The organism is Novosphingobium sp. BL-S-21 (genome assembly GCF_055521655.1).
Map to the genome: position 1 here is coordinate 2,542,125 of NZ_CM145496.1, position 16,754 is coordinate 2,558,878.

Genomic DNA, 16,754 nt, shown 5'->3' on the forward strand with positions numbered 1-16,754 from the left:
CGACATTTCAAGGAAGACCCCCGATGCGCCTGCTCTCCTCGTCGCTTGCCCCGCTGGCCCTGATCGCGGCTCTGGCCGTTTCGGCCCCCGCCACGGCGCAGGAAGCACCGGCCGCTCCCGCGCCTTCCGCCGCCACTTCGGCCGCCCCTTCGGCCGTCTCGCCGCAGGGTCAGCCGAAGCTGATCGTTGCGGTTTCGGTGGACCAGTTCTCGGCAGACCTCTTCGCCCAGTACCGCGAGCACTTCACCAAGGGCTTCACCCGGCTGCTGCAAGGCGCTGTCTTCGCCTCGGGCTTCCAGTCGCATGCCGCCACCGAGACCTGCCCCGGCCACTCCACACTACTGACCGGCGTGCACCCCTCGCGCACGGGCATCACTGCGAATTCCTGGTTCATGCCGGGCATCGGCCGCGCCGAGAAGGAAGTCTACTGCGTCGAGGACGAGACCAACCCGAAATCGACGCCGGACAAGCCGGTGGTCAGCGCCGCGCACCTCAAGGCGCCGACGCTGGGCGACCTCATGAAGAAGCGCAACCCGAAGACCATCAACGCGGCCGTTTCCGCCAAGGATCGTGCCGCCGTGATGATGAGCGGGCATGACACCGATGCCGTCTACTGGATCGGTCCCAAGGGTTTCACCACGTTCGAGAATCGCAAGATCACCAAGGCTGTCGAAGCCGAGAACGCGGTCATGGCCAGGCGCGTTGCCGCAGGTGACGGCGCTCTGCCGGTGCCGGGCTGGTGCGGCAATGTTGACCGCGCGACGCCGATCAAGGACTTCACCATCGGCACCTATCGCTTCCCGCTGGCTGCGGGCGACTTCAATGCCTATTCCAACGGCCCGCGCATCGATACCGCCACTGCCGAAATGGCCGTGCGCATGGTCGACGAACTGGGCATGGGCAAGGATGCCGTGCCCGACGTGCTGTCGGTCAGCTTCTCGGCCACTGACAAGGTCGGCCATGCCTTCGGTACCGAGGGCGTGGAAATGTGCATCCAGATGAACGTGCTGGACGAAGCGCTGGCCACCCTGTTCGATGCCCTCGACGCGCGCGGGATCGACTACGAAGTCGTGCTCAGCGCCGACCATGGCGGCTTCGATGCGCCCGAGCGGCAGAAGCTGCGCGGCAATCCCGATGCCGCCCGCATCGATCCGGCGCTCTCGGCCAAGGAACTGGCCGCTGCCGTTGCGCAGGAAACCGGCATTACCGTGAAGAACGGACCGCTGTTCTACGGTGCGGGCGAGGCGGGCAGCGTCTGGTTCTCGGCCGAACTGACGCCCGATCAGAAGCAGAAGGTCATGGCCGCGCTCGTCGCACGCCTGAAGACCAACCCGCAGATCGCCGCGGTCTACACGCAGGACCAGATCATGCAGTGGCCCGAGCCCAAGGGTAACCCGCAGGACTGGACCATGGAGCAGAAAGTCCGCGCCTCCTTCGTGCCCGGCCGCTCGGGCGAAGTGCAGATGCTGACCGTGCGCGGCGTGGTGCCGGGCAAGCCCGCGCCCTTCAAGGTCGCCTCGCACGGCAGCCCCTGGGATTACGACCGCCGGGTGCCGATGCTGTTCTGGCGCAAGGGCATGGTCGGCTTCGAACAGCCCACCCCGGTCGAGACCGTAGACATCGCGCCGACCCTGGCCGCAACCGTGGGCCTGACCGCGCCCGCCGGCACTTGGGACGGAAGGTGTCTCGACATCGACGCCGGAGAGGCCGATAGCTGCCGTCGATGAACGACTCTGCAGCGACGCAAGACCAAAAGGCGGAATACCGCGACCTGATCATCCTGGGCGGCGGCCTCGTCGGCATGACGCTGGCGCTTGCCGCGGCCCGGGCGGGTATCACCAGCCACGTCATCGACCGGGCTGACCCGGCCGACCTGACCGCCGAGGGCGCGGATGGCCGCGCCTCGGCCATCTCGACGGCGAGCTGGAACCTCTTCACGAATATCGGCCTTGCGCCCGCGCTGAAGAATCTCGGCTGCCCGATCGATTCGATCGCGGTCACCGATTCGATGAAGCCTGGCCGGATCGACTTCACGCCCAAGCCCGAGGAAGGTTCGCTGGGCCGCATGTTCGCCAACCGCGACTTGCGCCTCGCCCTCTTCGCCGCCGCGCGCGAGGAAAAGAACATCGCCTGGCACGTCCGCACCGAAGCGGTACGCCGGGATCGCGGCCCGCACGGGGTGGAAGTGGAACTGTCAGACGGCCGCGTGCTGAAGTCCAGCCTGCTGGTCGCCGCCGAGGGCCGCCAGTCGCCCACCCGCGACGAGGCCCGCTTCGCCCTTGCCAAGTGGGACTACAAGCACCGCGCCATGGTGACCGGGCTGTTCCACGAAAAGTCCCACGCCAACACGGCCTGGGAAATCTTCTATCCGGCCGGGCCTTTCGCCCTGCTGCCGCTGCTCGACGACGACCAGGGCCGCCACCGCAGCGCGCTCGTCTGGACGGTCGCGGAGAAGGATGCCGCGGGGATCATCGCGATGCCCGATGCCATGTTCCTCAACGAGGTGGAAAGCCGCATGCACGGCGTGCTCGGCAAGATCACCTTGTCCGCGCCGCGCATGAGCTATCCCTTGCGTTTCCATCACGCCGGTCACGTCATCGACGAGCGGCTTGCGGTGATCGGCGACGCGGCCCACGGCATGCACCCGATCGCCGGGCAGGGCCTCAACCTCGGCCTGCGCGATGTGGGCGCCCTGGTGGAAGTGCTCACCGAGGGCATGCGCCTCGGGTTGGAGCCGGGCGACGCCCAGCTGCTGGCCCGCTATGAGAAGTGGCGCAGCCTCGATACGTTCATGGTCATGTCGGTTACCGATGGGCTGACCCGCCTGTTCGGCATTCCCGGCCGCCTGCCCAGCGCCGCGCGCCGTCTCGGCATGGGCGCGGTACAGCGCCTGCCCAGCCTCAAGCGCTTCTTCATGGACGAGGCGCGGGGCATGTCGGGCAAGCTGCCCGAGCTTCTGCAGGCATAGAAAGCGGACCTCCGCTTGCACTGTCGCTTGGACGAAGGGTGCAGCGAGAGGTTCGAGGCCGAAAAAACCACGTCATCCTGAAACAGGTTCGGGATGACGGGCGTGCAGAGGCGTCAGCCGTCCTTGCCGTGCGGGTCTTGCCGGCGCCGGATGCACGAGAGCTTTCGCCCTCGCATCCAGACCTTATTCCGAAGGAACCGCTTCCGAGGCATCTGCCGAGGGCAGGTCGGTGGGCAGAACGCCGGGCGTCGCCAGCGGGCTGGGCTGGTCGACGGCCTGGCCTTCCGCGTCGGTGAGGCGGCGCGGTTCGAGCATGGCGGTGGTTTCCAGCAGGTTGAGCGCGTCCTGCACGTCCTGATAGCGGCGGGCGTCGGCGGTCCAGGTCTGCGCGGCCTGGGCATTGGGCAGGCGCTCGACTTCGCTGATGGCATTGGCGATGCGGCGGGCCGAGAGCATCAGGCGGGCGCGGTCGATGCGGGCCGTGGGCGTCAGCAGGGTGGAGGATTCGCGGCGCACCACGAAGAGGCTGGACAGCTCGCGGCGGGCCTTCTGCCACAGGCTTTCGTCGCTCTGGCTTTCGCTCAATTCGGGCGAGAGCGCTTCGAGGCGAGCGGAAAGCTCATCGATGGTGACCGGATTCTTCGAGAACTCGATCACCGTCTGGACGGCGCGGGGCTGGGCATTGGTGAAGCGCAGGCGGAGCTGGTCGGCCACGTAGCTGAGCGGTTCCCCGCGATCGACCATGCGGCGCGCGGCAAAAGCGATCAGCAGCCCTTCGGCGCGGGCGGCATTGCCGGAAGCGGCGTCGGTCTGGAAATCGATCCGCGAAATGCGGTCCTCGATCAGCGCAAGGCGGCCTTCCACCGAGCTGAGCGAGGAAAGCTGCTCTGGCGAGGCAGGTGCGGTGGCGGCCGGCAGGGCAGGCACCGGAGCGGCCGTCGGCTGCGTTTCGGGCTGCGGCGCGGCCGGGTCTGCGGCGCGCTGCGGCAGGATCTTGTCCAGCAGCCCGTCCTGCGCGGCCCAGACGACGAGCGCCCCGCCCAGCAGGAAGGCGATGAATGCCACGAAGAACAGGCCCCCGCGCGAACGCGGACGCGAGATTGGAGAAGGCTGCGGCGAGGTGAAGTCCTGCATCAAGTGTGGTTCTGTCAGTTTACGATCCCGAGGGGAAGCCTTGGCACATCTCTTCGGCCAAGGCCAGCAGCGCGGCGTCATTGGCGGCGGCGGCGCAGCGCACGGCAGCCCAGCCCTCGCCGGTCCGCGCGATGAGGCGCGGACCTATGATGGCAAGCGCGATCCGCGTCCGCGGGAGTGAAAGCCGGCGGCATTCGGAGGCGAAATGCGCGGCGGCTTCGCCCGAATGCAGCAGGACGAGCGCCGGGTCCTGCAGCAGGCGCGCCAGTTCGGCGGGCATGGGCAGCGCCTCGCTGGCGTAGACCTCGCGCGTGGCCATGGTGCAGGGCGCGGGAAGCGCGAGGTCCACCCGCTCGCGCCCGGCCAGGCGCAGCAACCTGCGGTGACCGGGATCCAGCTGCGCCATGACCGACTGCAATCCGCCGCGCGCGACCCGCACCACGTCCAATCCGGCCTGCCGCGCGGCTGCGGCCGTCGTTTCGCCCACGGCATAGGCGGGCAGGCCGCGATAGTCCGCCAGCGCCGGTCCGGCCTGCCGCATGGCATTGGCGCTGCCGATCAGTATCGCATCGACCTCTTCGCGCGGGACCGGATGCCAGTTCAGCGGGACGATCTCGAACAGCGGAAATCCGCGGGCATCCAGACCCTGCCGGTCTGCCGCCGCGACCGTCGCCGCCCCGCCCGGCTCGGGGCGGATGACGATGACGGGCAGGCGCGGGGCGCTCATGAGGGAGTCAGGCCGGTCCGGCGAAGTGGACGGCGATGGCGGGAACCGCGCGGGCCAGCAGGTCTGCCGCCAGGCGTGCGGGGCCTTCGGGATCGTTCATGGCAAATCGGGCCGCACCCTCCACCCGTTCCGCGCCGTCGGGGCTGTAGAGCGCCGCCCGCATCGCCAGGCCATCGCCGTCAAGCCGGGTGAGCACGGCGATGGGGCTGTGGCAATTGCCGCCGAGACCGGCCAGCAAGGCGCGTTCGGCGAGGACGGAGGCGCGGCTCTCGCCGTGGTCGACCGCCGCAAGAAAGCCGAGCGTGCGCGCATCGTCTGCGCGGCACTCGATCATGATCGCGGCCTGCGCGGGGGCAGGGAGCCAGTCTTCCTCGTCAAGGGGATGGCCGGTGCCGGTTTCGCCCAGGCGCTTGAGCCCGGCGGCGGCCAGGAAGGTGGCATCGGCCTCTCCCGCCGCCAGCTTGGCCAGCCGGGTGGCGACATTGCCGCGGAACGTCACCACCGTGCAGTCGGGCCGGGCGTGGAGCAGCTGGGCGGCGCGGCGCGGCGCGCTCGTGCCCACCACGGCGCCTTGCGGCAGCGCGCGGATGCTCTCGGCGCCCACCAGCACGTCGCGTACATCCTCTCGCGGGAGGATGGCGCCGATGGTGAAGGCTGCGGGGCGAATCGTCTCGACATCCTTGGCCGAATGGACCGCGAAATCGATCTCTCCGGCGGCGAGCCAGGCGTCCAGCTCCTTCGTCCACAGGGCCTTGCCGCCTATTTCCGCCAAAGCGCGGTCCTGGATGCGATCCCCGCTGGCGGTGACGGCAACGATCTCTATATGCGCAGGATCGATTCCGTGTGCCGCGGCCAACCGGTCGCGCGCTTCCTCAGCCTGAGCCATCGCCAGCGGCGACCGACGGGTACCGAGGCGGAAGCCATGTTTTTGCGTGTCTGTTTGCGTCGTCATCGGCGGGTTGTGCTACCCGTCAATGTCGTCCAGTGGAAGGGTCGTTCAGGGAAAGTTGAAATGCGTACGGTACTGGGCATCGAAAGCTCGTGCGACGAGACGGCGGCGGCACTGGTAGCCAGCGACCGCACGATCCTCGCCCAGCGCATCGCCTCGCAGGATGAGGCACACCGGCCCTATGGCGGCGTCGTGCCCGAAATCGCCGCGCGCGCGCACTCGGAGCGGATCGCGCCCTTGATCGAGGCGACCCTGGCCGATGCCGGCATGACGCTTGACGACGTGGACGCGATCGCCGCCACCGCAGGCCCCGGCCTGATCGGCGGGGTGATGGTCGGGCTCGTCACGGCCAAGGCCCTGGCGATGGCCACCGGCAAGCCGCTGATCGCGGTCAACCACCTGGAAGGCCACGCACTTTCGCCGCGCCTGGCCGACGGTGCGCTCGAATATCCCTACCTCCTGCTGCTGGTGTCCGGCGGGCACTGCCAGATCCTGCTGGTCGAAGGCGTAGGCAGGTTCCGCCGCCTCGCCACCACCATCGACGACGCGCTGGGCGAGGCTTTCGACAAGTCTGCCAAGTTGCTCGGTCTCGGCTATCCGGGCGGTCCGGCGATGGAACGACTGGCGCTGGAGGGAAACGCGAAGAAGGTGCCGCTGCCGCGTCCGCTCAAGGGGTCGGAGGAACCGCACTTCTCCTTTGCCGGGCTCAAGAGCGCGGTGATGCGCGCCAAGCAGTCCGGCCAATATGCCGATGCCGATATCGCCGCTTCCTTCCAGCAGGCGGCCATCGATTGCCTGATCGACCGGACGCGCCGGGCGCTGGCCTCGGTCGGCCCGCTCAACGCGCTGGTCGTTGCCGGCGGCGTCGCGGCGAACAAGGCGATTCGCGGGGCGCTCGAAGCGCTGGCGGCCGAGCACGATCTCGATTTCGTGGCCCCGCCGCTCGGCCTCTGCACTGACAATGCGGCGATGATCGCCTGGGCGGGCGTCGAGCGCTTCGCCATGGGCCAGTCCGACCCGCTTGATGTTGCCGCGCGCCCGCGCTGGCCGCTCGACCCGGATGCGGAAACCGTGCGCGGCGCCGGAGTGAAGGCATGAGCAGTTTCGAAAAGACGCGCGTCGGCGTGATCGGCGCGGGCGCCTGGGGTACGGCGCTGGCGCAGTCGCTGGCTGGGGACGGCAGCGAGGTGCTGCTCTGGGCGCGCGAGCCGGAACTGACCGCGCGCATCAATGCGGAGCGGCTCAACGACCTCTATCTGCCCGGCGCGGCATTGGCCGACAGCGTCCGGGCCACTTCGGACCTTGCCGAACTGGCGGCGCTGCCGGTGCTGCTGGCGGTCGTGCCGGCGCAGTTCCTGGGCGGCGTGCTCTCGCAGCTTCCCGCCCTGGGCTTTTCCGGTGATCTCGTGCTTTGTGCCAAGGGCATCGAGGCAGGCAGCGGCCGCCTCATGGCCGAGGTGGCCGCGCAGGCAGTGCCCGGCTCCCCCATCGCCGTGCTGTCCGGCCCGACTTTCGCGCATGAAGTGGCGGCCGGCCTGCCCACCGCGGTCACGCTCGCCTGTTCGGGCGGGCAGGCGCAGTGGCAGCGCCTTTCGCCCGTCATCGCGCGGCCGGCGCTGCGTCCTTATTATTCCGACGATGTCATCGGCGCCGAAATCGGCGGCGCGGTGAAGAACGTGCTGGCGATTGCCTGCGGCGTCGTCGAAGGCCTGAAGCTCGGCCAGAACGCCCGTGCCGCGCTGATCGCGCGCGGCTACGCGGAAATGCTGCGCTTCGGCCTTGCGCGCGGGGCCCGGGCGGAAACGCTGTCGGGTCTCTGCGGCCTTGGAGATCTCGTGCTGACTTGTTCCTCTACCTCCAGTCGCAATTTCTCGCTGGGCCTTGCGCTCGGACAGGGGCTGACCGCGGCCGAGGCGCTTTCCGGCAAGAATTCGGTGGCCGAAGGCGCCGCGACTGCCCCCGTGCTGGCCGACATCGCCCGGCGCGACGGTATCGAGATGCCGATCGCCGAAGCCGTGTGCCGCCTGCTGGAAGGCAAGGCCCCGGCCAGCGACGTGGTGGTGCAGATCCTCGCCCGTCCGCTTCGCGCCGAGCAGGAGCCGCTTTCTTGACCGACGGTATCGTGACCCGCACCGCGGCGGAACAGGCAAGCAAGGAACACGACGATATTGCCGCGCTCGCCAAGGGCGGCCGGACCAATCTCTTCGGGTTCTTCCTGCGCCTTGCCGCGCGCATCCCCTTCCTGTTCATCGCCGGTCGCGCCTCGGTCTACGGTCCGGCGGCGCTGGGACGTTTCGCCTCGGCGCTGGTGGTGATCGAGCTGACCTCGATGATCTGCACCATGGGCGAGAAGCGCGGCCTGGCGCAGCGCCTTTCCGATACCGAGGGGCAGGTCCATCCGGCCAATGTGATCGCGGACGGCATGATCATCGCGGTGATCGCCTCTTGCGCGGCATCGCTGTTCTTCTGGCTGGTGCCGGCGCCGATGTTCCCGGGCGGGCACTATACCCAGATCGACCGGCTGATGGTGATCGCCATCCTGCCGCTGACCATGACCGAGATCTGGCTGGCGGCGCTGGCCTACCGCCTGCGAGTGACGCCCACCGTGTGGTCGCGCGCCATCGTCGAGCCCTGGGTCATCTCGATCCTGGCAGGCGCGATGATCTGGATCGCGCCGGAAAGCGGCCTGTCCATCGCCTATATCGGCTCGATCTTCGCGGCGGCAGTGATGGCCTTCATTCCCTTCTTCCGCGAATATGGCCTGCCGCAGGGCTGGCGCCCGCGCCCGCGCCAGATGCAGAAGCTGGCCGTGCGATCGCTGCCGATCGCGCTTGCCGACACGATCGAATGGGGCACGCGCCGCGTGGACCTCTTCCTGCTCGGCTTCCTGGCTCCCGCCGCGGCGGTGGGCGTCTACTATGCCGCGCAGCAGGTCGCCAGCCTGCCGCAGAAGCTGAAGACCAGCTTCGAGCCGGTGCTGGGACCGGTCATCACCCGCAACCTGAAGGAAAAGGACTACGCCGCGATCGCGCGGCAGGTCTGCCAGGTCGGCTTCTGGATCACGGCGGCGCAGGCGGGTATTGCCCTGGCGCTGGGCATACCGGGAGAGGGCGTGATGGGCCTGGTCGGCCGCGAATTCGTGGGCGGCACGGGCGCGCTGGTGTTCCTGCTCGCTGCCGAAGTGGTGGCGGCGACCGCAGTGGTGAGCGAGGCCGCACTCGTCTACGTCGCCCGCATGCGCAACCTCGTCGTCTCGGTCCTGACCATCGCCCTTCAGGCGGTGCTGACCCTGGGCGGCATTCTGGCCATGCAGAAGCTGGGCTACAACTCGCTGTTCCAGGCGGCCACGGCCGCGGCGGCGCTGATGCTGGCGCTGGGCTTCGCGTCGCTGGTCAAGTCGAAGATGCTGGCGGATTTCCTGAAGGAACCGATCAACAACTGGCGCTGGGCGCTGGTCTGGGCGGCGGCGCCGGCGGTGGTGCTGGGCTATCTGGCCACGCAGTTCCTGCCGGAGTGGGCGGAACTGGCCTTCGGCATTCCGGCCATCCTGGGCTCCTACTTCCTGGTGATCTGGAAGAAGGCATTCGGCCCGGAAGACCGAAAGCTGTTCCAGAAAACCAAGACGGCGTGACGGTCTGCGGCATTTTCCTGGATTTTCGTGTCTTTTCGGCCCGAGAGGCGTTTCCGCCGCGTTCGAAATTGCTCTAGGCTAAAGCCATGAATCCCCGTCGCGCCTCCATCGTTGCCGCCGGTGCCGTGTTTTGCCTGGCGCTGTCCTTTGTCGCTACCCGGGTGCGGGGGCCGGTCTTCATCGGCCAGCTCGAACGCGAGGCGGAAGCCGTGCGCGACCAGGCCGGCGGTCCCGGCGTCGATCTCGCCTTTCGCGACCGCTATGGCTGGCTGACCCGGCACCCGGTGCTGTCGGGCGGCGAAAGCCTCAATTCCGAAACCCGCAAGCGCGTGGCCGCCGCCGTGGCCGGCGTGCCCGGGATCGGCGGCATATCCTGGTCGAGCGAGGGCGACGGCGATGCCACCAAGCTGCGCTGCCAGGACGATGTCGAGGCGATCCTGGCCAGTCGCTCCATCCGCTTCACCGAGGCCAGCGCGCGGATCGACCCGGTCAGCGAGCGTCTGCTGGACGAAGTGGCGAAAGCCCTGCGCCCCTGCGTGGGCAGCATCATCGCCGTGACCGGCCATACCGATGCTTCCGGCAATCCCGCGGCGAACCGGGCGCTCTCGCTGGCGCGGGCGGAATCGGTGCGCTGGGGGCTGGTCGGCCGGGGGATTCCCGCCGACGGTTTGCGCGCCTCGGGCGTGGGATCGAAGACTCCGATCGAGGGGCTGGATCCCCTCGACCCCGCCAATCGCCGCATCGAGTTCTCGGTCATCGCCTCCGCGCCGGTCAAGCCGACGCCGATCGACACGCCGGGACCGGAATGAGGACGCCCGGAATGATGAGGTCCGGCGTGACAGGCATCGCCACCGGCGTAGGCCGGGCCGCCGCCAGGGTGCAAATTACGATGAAAGGAGCCGCCGATGCCGCTATGGCTTGAAATGGCCGTTTCGGTGCTGCTGACCTACATGGCAGGTTTCGGCATCGGCTGGCTGGTGTGGAACCGGAAGGGATAAGTTGTGGTGGAAATGATTTCGGCCAATTGGCTGATATTCGTCGTCGCGTTGCTGGTCGGCATCGCGATTGCCTACTGGCTGTTTGCGCGCGCCTCCAAGCCCGCGCCGCGCCAGCATCGGCCCGACGTGCTGGACGAAGGCGCTGCGCCCGCGCAGCGTAACCAGGCCCTGATAGACGATGCGCCGCCCGCCGCGCAGTTCACCGCGCCTGTCCACATCGATCCGCCCGCCATGGCAGGGACGATGGCCGGCATCGGCGAAGTGATCGCCGTGGCCGCGCAAGAGGAAGTCGATGCGGCGAAAACGCCGCCGCAGACGATCGCGGCCGAGCCGGAGGCGGTCCCTGCTCCCGCAGCTCCCGCTCCTGTTGCCGCCCAGGACGCACCTGCCGAAGGCGATGACTTGCGCAAGATCAAGGGTCTCGGACCCAAGATGCTTACGCTGCTCCATGCCCTGGGCATCACTCGCTTCGCGCAGATCGCCGCCTGGACCGATGCCGACCTGGACGAACTGGACGGCAAGCTGGGCGCCTTTGCCGGCCGCCCCCGCCGCGACAGCTGGGTGGAACAGGCCCGCATGCTCTCGGCCGGCGATACCGGCGCTTACGAGGAGAAGTTCGGCAAGCTCTGAGCTTGTCGAACGCCACGAAAAAGGGGGCGGGAAGTCAGACTTCCCGCCCCCTTTTTTCTGTCCGGCCGGCGTGTGCCGTTCGGCCTTTGGCCGATCAGGCGGCCTTGACGCCGAAGCGGCCGTGGTTGCGGAACGGCATCATCCAGCGGTCGAGGAACAGCTCCAGCGGGCGCGGCGTGATGCCGAGCTGGGCGAAGCCCGGGAGGGTGCCGCTTGCGACATTGCCCGCCTTGAGCAGCTTGAGCTGGTCGCCGCTGATCGGGGTGCCCGGCAGGGCGGCGATCAGGCCGGAAACGCCGTCAGGCAGCTCCGCGAAGCTGCGGTTGCGGCAGGCGGCCTGGGCGATGCGCTTGTTGAGGTCGATCATCGAGATCACCTCGGGGCCGGCGATCTCGAAGGTCTTGCCGCCGTGCACTTGCGGCGCACCCAGCGTTTCCGCGACGGCCAGGGCCACGTCGTCCACGAAGACCGGCTGGAGCTGGGCCTGCGGCGCGAAGACCGGCAGGACCGGCAGGCGCGAGACGAGATTGCCGAACATCATCACGAAATTGTCGTCCGGGCCGAACATGACCGAGGGACGCAGGATCGTGGCGGCAGGGAAGGCGGCGAGCACGGCCTTTTCGCCTTCGGCCTTGGTGCGGGCATAAGCGACGCTCGAAGAAGCGTCGGCGCCAATGGCCGAGATGTGAACGAAGGCAGCGGCGCCGGCGGCCTTGGCGGCGGCGGCGATGCGGCCTGCGCCTTCACCCTGGACGGCGTCGAGATTGCCGGTGAAGGCGCCCACCAGGTTCACCACCGCGTCCGATCCGGCCAGGACGGCGGCCAGCGATTCGGGCTTGGTCACGTCGACACCCGCGAACTGCACCTGGCCAAGGTTGCCAAGCAGCTTGAGGGCGTAGGACTTCTTGGGGCTGCGGCTGGCGATACGCAGACGCGCACCGCGTGCGAGCAGTTCCTGGGCGACATGCTTGCCGACGAAGCCGCTGCCGCCCAGCAGCGTGACGATCTTGCCGTAAAGAGGGTCGGTAGCTTGGCTCATGATAAGAACGGGTCCTTCAGCGTGGCGCAGGCGCGGCTGAAGGAAGAGTAAGCCGCCTGCGCCGGTTTCGCGCACGATAAGCGCCCTTGGCACAAGGCCGGTTCCCGAGCAACCGGGCGGAGGCTCCGGAAGGAGATTTCGCCTTTTTTCACGCGATTTGAAAAAAGTTCGAGAACGAGCGTTGACAACAATCCGGCCGCCGCTTAGAGGCGCCCTCCTACCCGGCGAGGACGGCAGATCAGCCCCCTCGCTTCCGTGCCCAGATGGCGGAATTGGTAGACGCACCAGCTTCAGGTGCTGGCGCTCGCAAGGGCGTGGAGGTTCGAGTCCTCTTCTGGGCACCATTTCTCAAGCAATTGAGAAGCGTCGGGGGCCGTCGAAAGACGGCCCCTAGTCGTATCTGCCTCCCCCACATTCCATGGCCCGCGATCGGCCGCCTGCAAGCATCCGGATTCCGGACGGGTTCGCTGGCGTAGCGGCACTGTTACCGCTTTCGGCGTAACCCATGCGGACAATTCCCGGTTCTTTGGAAGGGCTGCGGGAACCAAGATCGTTTCCACCCATCGAAGCGATAGCCTGGATCCGGACCTTTCGGGTGATGGCGCCTTCCCGGCGGCGGGATTAGTCTGTGAACGGCGGCAGTGCTGCCGCATCCACTGCAGCTTCGAAAGGTCGCAGGCTTGAAGGCGCCGGCACAGCAGTCGATCCCTGCCGTTATCATCGCCGTCATCTCCGGCGTCCTCACCGTCTCCGCGGCCTAGGCCATGGCGAAAACCGACGAGATCGGGCGCAAGGCGACGCGGGGCATGGCCGCGACGGGGGTGGCGCAGATCGTGAAGGTCTTCACCACCACGGCGACCACGATCGTCGTCGCCCGCACCCTGTCTCCGTCCGACTACGGCGTATCGGCCATGGTCGCGCCGCTGATGGGACTGATCATGACGTTCCAGAACCTGGGCTTTACCCAGGCCGTGGTGCAGGCGCGCGAGCTGGATCAGGAGCATTCGAATGCGCTGTTCTGGCTGAGCGTCCTCATTTCCATCTTCGCCGCCCTGGTCATGGCCGCCCTGGCCCCGCTGGTGAGCAGCTTCTATGGCGATGTGCGCGCCGGTTATGTCACTGCCGCGACCGGGCTGACCATTCTCGTCACCGGTCTCAAGCTCCAGCACCAGGCCCTGCTCAACCGCGAGATGCGTTTCCATGCCCTCAGCATCAACGACATCGTCGTCGCCATCGCGACTTTCGTGCTCACCGCGCTCGCGGCACTGATCCTGAAGAACTACTGGGCGATTTGGCTGGGCATCTTCCTGAACGCAGTGGTGAGCACGGTGATGATGTGGCGCGCCTACCCCTGGCGGCCGCGTCTCGGCGCCTCGTTCCGGGGCGTGCGCAAGCTGGTGGTCTTCGGCGCGAACCTGACCGGCTTCAACCTCATCAACTTCTTCGCTCGCAATCTCGACAACGTGATCGTCGCCAAGGCCGAGGGCGCCGAGGCAGTGGGCCTCTACGACCGCAGCTACAAGCTGATGCTGTTCCCGCTGCAGAACTTCAACCAGCCGCTGAGCCGCGTCATGCTGCCCGTGCTGGGCCGGGTGCGCGGCGATCCGGCGCGCTATCGGCGAGTCTACGAACTGGTTCTGAGGGCGCTGGCGCTCGTGTCCATGCCGGGGATCCTGGCGGCGGCGATGTGCAGCGAGCAGCTCGTGCCCTTCCTGCTGGGCGAGCGCTGGGCGGCGGCGAGCCCGATCTTCTTCTGGCTCAGCCTCACCGCGATCGTGCAATGCGTGCCCAGCACCACGGGCTGGCTCTATATCAGCACCGGCAACACCCGGAACATGATGTACTGGGGCATGTTTTCCAGCACGATCAGTATCATCAGCTTCTTCATCGGCGTCCGGTGGGGCGCGGTGGGGGTGGCCTGCGCTTATTTCACCGGCCAGCTGGCGACCCTGCCGCTGCAATATCACTATGCGACGAGGCGCACGCCGGTGTCCCAGCGGTTCATGTACCTCGTCCAGCTTCCCTCGCTGGCGGGCGGGCTGTTCGCCTGGGGGATCGTGGCGATGGCGCGCGAGGCTCTGGTCGGGCGGGGACTGCCAACGGTGCTGCTGCTGGCCCTGGCGGTCGTCGCCAGCTACTTCGGCGCGGTGGCGGCGCAGGCCTGCACGCCGGGCGGGCGGCAGGCGATGGCGGAAATGCTGCGGCTGGCCGGGAACCTCCTGCCGGATCGCTTTCGGCGCGGCAAGGGCCAGCTCGGCTAGGCCAGCCCCGCCCAGCCCCGCCAGCCCAGCCCCGCCAGGACAACTCGTCCGCCAGGGCAAACCCGCGGCGAAGCGAGCGATCCCCGCCGCCGGCACCCTGTTCCTCCGCGACATCGTCGTCTATGCCAAGGTCTTGAAAGGAACCTGGGTCATGGCCGAAACGCACACCGCGGACGACAATCTCGAAGGCATCAGCGACTACAAGGGCCCCGCCGGCGGCTGGGGTGCGCTGGGGGCTGTGGCGCGGACGGTGCGCGAGCAGATGAAGGCGAGCCCGGACACGCGCGCGCTGCTGCAGATGAACCAGCCCGACGGTTTCGATTGCCCCGGCTGCGCCTGGCCCGACCCGAAGCATACCTCCTCCTTCGAATTCTGCGAGAACGGCGCCAAGGCGGTGACCTGGGAAGCGACCGTCAAGCGCGTCGATCCCGATTTCTTCGCGCAGCACAGCGTAAGCGAGCTGTGGACCTGGAGCGACCACCGGCTGGAGGACGCCGGGCGCCTCACCGAGCCGCTGCGCTATGACCCCGACACCGATCATTTCGTGCCGATCAGCTGGGACGAGGCCTTCGCGCGTGCCGGCGCGGTGCTGCGCGCGCTGGACGATCCTCATGCCTGCGAATTCTATTGCTCGGGCCGCGCCTCGAACGAGGCGGCGTTCCTCTACCAGCTTTTCGCGCGCGAGTTCGGGACCAACAATTTCCCCGACTGCTCCAACATGTGCCATGAAGCGACGAGCGTGGGGCTGCCCAAGTCGATCGGCATCGGCAAGGGCACGGTGACGCTGGAAGACTTCGACCATGCCGATGCGATCTTCTGCATCGGTCACAATCCCGGCACCAACCACCCGCGCATGCTCTCGACCCTGGCCGCCGCTTCCAAGCGGGGCGTGCCGATCGTGGTCGCCAACCCCATGCGCGAACGTGGCCTGGAGCGCTTCAAGTCGCCCCAGCATCCCACCGAGATGCTCTCCGCTCACGCCACGCCGCTGGCCTCGGCCTATCATCAGGTGCGGATCGGCGGCGACATGGCGATGCTCAAGGGCATGATGAAGCTGGTGATTGCGGCCGATGCGCTCGATCACGCCTTCATCGCCGAGCACACCGAAGGTATCGAGGCGCTCAAGGCCGACCTCGACGCGACCTCGTGGGACTGGATCGAGACCGAGTCCGGCCTGACCCGCGACGCCATCGAGACGATGGCCAAAGTCTATATCGATGCCGAGCGGGTGATCGTCTGCTACGGCATGGGCATCACCCAGCACCGCCACGGCACCCAGAACGTGCAGTCCATCGCCAACCTGCTGCTGCTGCGCGGCAACTTCGGCAAGGAAGGCGCGGGGATCTGCCCGCTGCGGGGCCACAGCAACGTGCAGGGCGACCGCACCGTCGGCATCACCGAGATCCCGACCGAGGACATGCTGGAACGGCTCGACGCCGCTTACGGCATCGCCTCTCCCCGCGCGCATGGGCACAATGCCGTGGAAGCGCTGGAGGCCATGCGCGAGGGCCGCTCCCGGGCACTGATCGGGCTGGGCGGCAACCTGGCGGTGGCCATGCCGGACCCCGAAGCCTGCTTCGCCGCCGTGCGGGGGCTGGATCTTTCGGTCAACGTGCTCACCAAGTTCAACCGCACCTGCCTGCTCACCGCGGGCGAGACGCTGGTGCTCCCCTGCCTCGGCCGTACCGAGCTGGACGAGCAGGAAGCCGGCGCGCAGTTCGTCACGGTCGAGGACAGCATGTCCATGGTCCATGCCTCACGCGGGAAGCTGAAGGCGCCGGGGCCGCATGTCCGCTCCGAGCCGGCGATCGTCGCGGGCCTGGCCAAGGCCGCCATGCCGCACACCCGGGTGGACTGGGACGGCCTGGTCGCCGACTACGACCGCATTCGCGAAGGGATCGAGCAGGTCTATCCCGATTTCCACGCCTTCAACCGGCGCGTTCGCGAGCCGGGCGGTTTCCGCCTGACGATCCCGCCCAGCGACCGGATCTGGAAGACACCCAGCGGCAAGGCGCAGTTCATCGCCCACCCCTCCGCGCGCGAAGACGGCGCAAGGTCGATGCTGCTCACCACCATCCGCAGCCACGACCAGTACAACACCACGATCTACAGCCTCGACGATCGCTATCGCGGCGTGACGGGGCGCCGTGACGTGATCTTCGCCAACGAAGTCGATCTGGACATGCTGGGGCTGGCCCATGGCGACATCGTCGATGTCACCACGCCGGCCGGGCGCGCGCTCAAGGGCTTCACGGTGGTCAAGCACGCCATCGCGCGCGGCTCGCTGGCGGCCTATTACCCCGAGGCGAATTGCCTGGTGCCGCTGGACGACTACGATCCGGTAAGCGGCACGCCGGCCTACAAATCGATCCCGGTGGAGATCGTCCGCGCTGCCTGAAAGCCGCTGACCGGGCCGG

The 16,754-nt window shown here is 68.0% G+C and carries 13 protein-coding genes and 1 tRNA gene; 10 read left to right on the forward strand and 4 right to left on the reverse strand.

The window, feature by feature from the left end:
- Positions 1–23 precede the first annotated feature (23 nt).
- Complete coding sequence (locus ACZ1J6_RS20635; protein ID WP_465127944.1) at positions 24–1,727, forward strand: alkaline phosphatase family protein; 1,704 nt, start codon at positions 24–26, stop codon at positions 1,725–1,727.
- The gene (locus tag ACZ1J6_RS20640; protein WP_132268341.1) at positions 1,724–2,968 is read left to right on the forward strand and encodes an FAD-dependent monooxygenase; all 1,245 of its coding nucleotides are present in this window, start codon (positions 1,724–1,726) and stop codon (positions 2,966–2,968) included. The genes ACZ1J6_RS20635 and ACZ1J6_RS20640 overlap by 4 nt, the downstream gene beginning before the upstream one ends.
- A 183-nt stretch (positions 2,969–3,151) precedes the next feature.
- On the opposite strand, the gene ACZ1J6_RS20645 is transcribed toward ACZ1J6_RS20640, so the two are convergent.
- The 3 genes from ACZ1J6_RS20645 to hemC are packed head-to-tail and all read right to left on the reverse strand — an operon-like array spanning position 3,152 to position 5,715.
- Entirely contained in the window at positions 3,152–4,102 is a 951-nt protein-coding gene (locus ACZ1J6_RS20645; RefSeq protein ID WP_132268343.1) for a hypothetical protein, read from the reverse strand.
- A gap of 19 nt (positions 4,103–4,121) precedes the next feature.
- Complete coding sequence (locus tag ACZ1J6_RS20650) at positions 4,122–4,829, reverse strand: uroporphyrinogen-III synthase (protein WP_465127945.1); 708 nt, start codon at positions 4,827–4,829, stop codon at positions 4,122–4,124.
- 7 nt (positions 4,830–4,836) lie between these two features.
- A complete protein-coding gene (gene hemC / locus ACZ1J6_RS20655; RefSeq protein WP_465128288.1) occupies positions 4,837–5,715 on the reverse strand; it encodes a hydroxymethylbilane synthase in 879 nt (292 codons plus the stop codon).
- A 126-nt stretch (positions 5,716–5,841) separates the two neighbouring features.
- On the opposite strand from hemC, the gene tsaD reads away from it, so the two are divergent.
- The 5 genes from tsaD (at position 5,842) to ACZ1J6_RS20680 (ending at position 11,037) form a co-directional block, all read left to right on the forward strand.
- Entirely contained in the window at positions 5,842–6,876 is a 1,035-nt protein-coding gene (tsaD, locus tag ACZ1J6_RS20660) for a tRNA (adenosine(37)-N6)-threonylcarbamoyltransferase complex transferase subunit TsaD (RefSeq protein WP_465127946.1), read from the forward strand.
- Entirely contained in the window at positions 6,873–7,889 is a 1,017-nt protein-coding gene (locus ACZ1J6_RS20665; RefSeq protein WP_465127947.1) for an NAD(P)H-dependent glycerol-3-phosphate dehydrogenase, read from the forward strand. The genes tsaD and ACZ1J6_RS20665 overlap by 4 nt, the downstream gene beginning before the upstream one ends.
- A complete protein-coding gene (locus ACZ1J6_RS20670; protein WP_243654366.1) occupies positions 7,886–9,409 on the forward strand; it encodes a lipopolysaccharide biosynthesis protein in 1,524 nt (507 codons plus the stop codon). Before ACZ1J6_RS20665 ends, ACZ1J6_RS20670 begins: the two co-directional genes overlap by 4 nt.
- A gap of 86 nt (positions 9,410–9,495) precedes the next feature.
- Complete coding sequence (locus ACZ1J6_RS20675; RefSeq protein ID WP_132268351.1) at positions 9,496–10,218, forward strand: OmpA family protein; 723 nt, start codon at positions 9,496–9,498, stop codon at positions 10,216–10,218.
- A gap of 201 nt (positions 10,219–10,419) precedes the next feature.
- Positions 10,420–11,037, forward strand: a complete 618-nt coding sequence (locus tag ACZ1J6_RS20680) for a hypothetical protein (protein WP_134094164.1) — start codon at positions 10,420–10,422, stop codon at positions 11,035–11,037.
- Between the two features lie 94 nt (positions 11,038–11,131).
- On the opposite strand, the gene ACZ1J6_RS20685 is transcribed toward ACZ1J6_RS20680, so the two are convergent.
- A complete protein-coding gene (locus ACZ1J6_RS20685) occupies positions 11,132–12,076 on the reverse strand; it encodes a complex I NDUFA9 subunit family protein (protein ID WP_132268353.1) in 945 nt (314 codons plus the stop codon).
- 257 nt (positions 12,077–12,333) lie between these two features.
- Here ACZ1J6_RS20685 and ACZ1J6_RS20690 point away from each other — a divergent pair.
- From ACZ1J6_RS20690 to ACZ1J6_RS20700, 3 genes are all read left to right on the forward strand, one after another.
- Positions 12,334–12,420 (forward strand) — tRNA-Leu (locus ACZ1J6_RS20690).
- 420 nt (positions 12,421–12,840) lie between these two features.
- Positions 12,841–14,337, forward strand: a complete 1,497-nt coding sequence (locus ACZ1J6_RS20695) for a lipopolysaccharide biosynthesis protein (RefSeq protein WP_465127948.1) — start codon at positions 12,841–12,843, stop codon at positions 14,335–14,337.
- A gap of 151 nt (positions 14,338–14,488) precedes the next feature.
- A complete protein-coding gene (locus ACZ1J6_RS20700) occupies positions 14,489–16,735 on the forward strand; it encodes an FdhF/YdeP family oxidoreductase (protein ID WP_465127949.1) in 2,247 nt (748 codons plus the stop codon).
- Positions 16,736–16,754 lie beyond the last annotated feature (19 nt).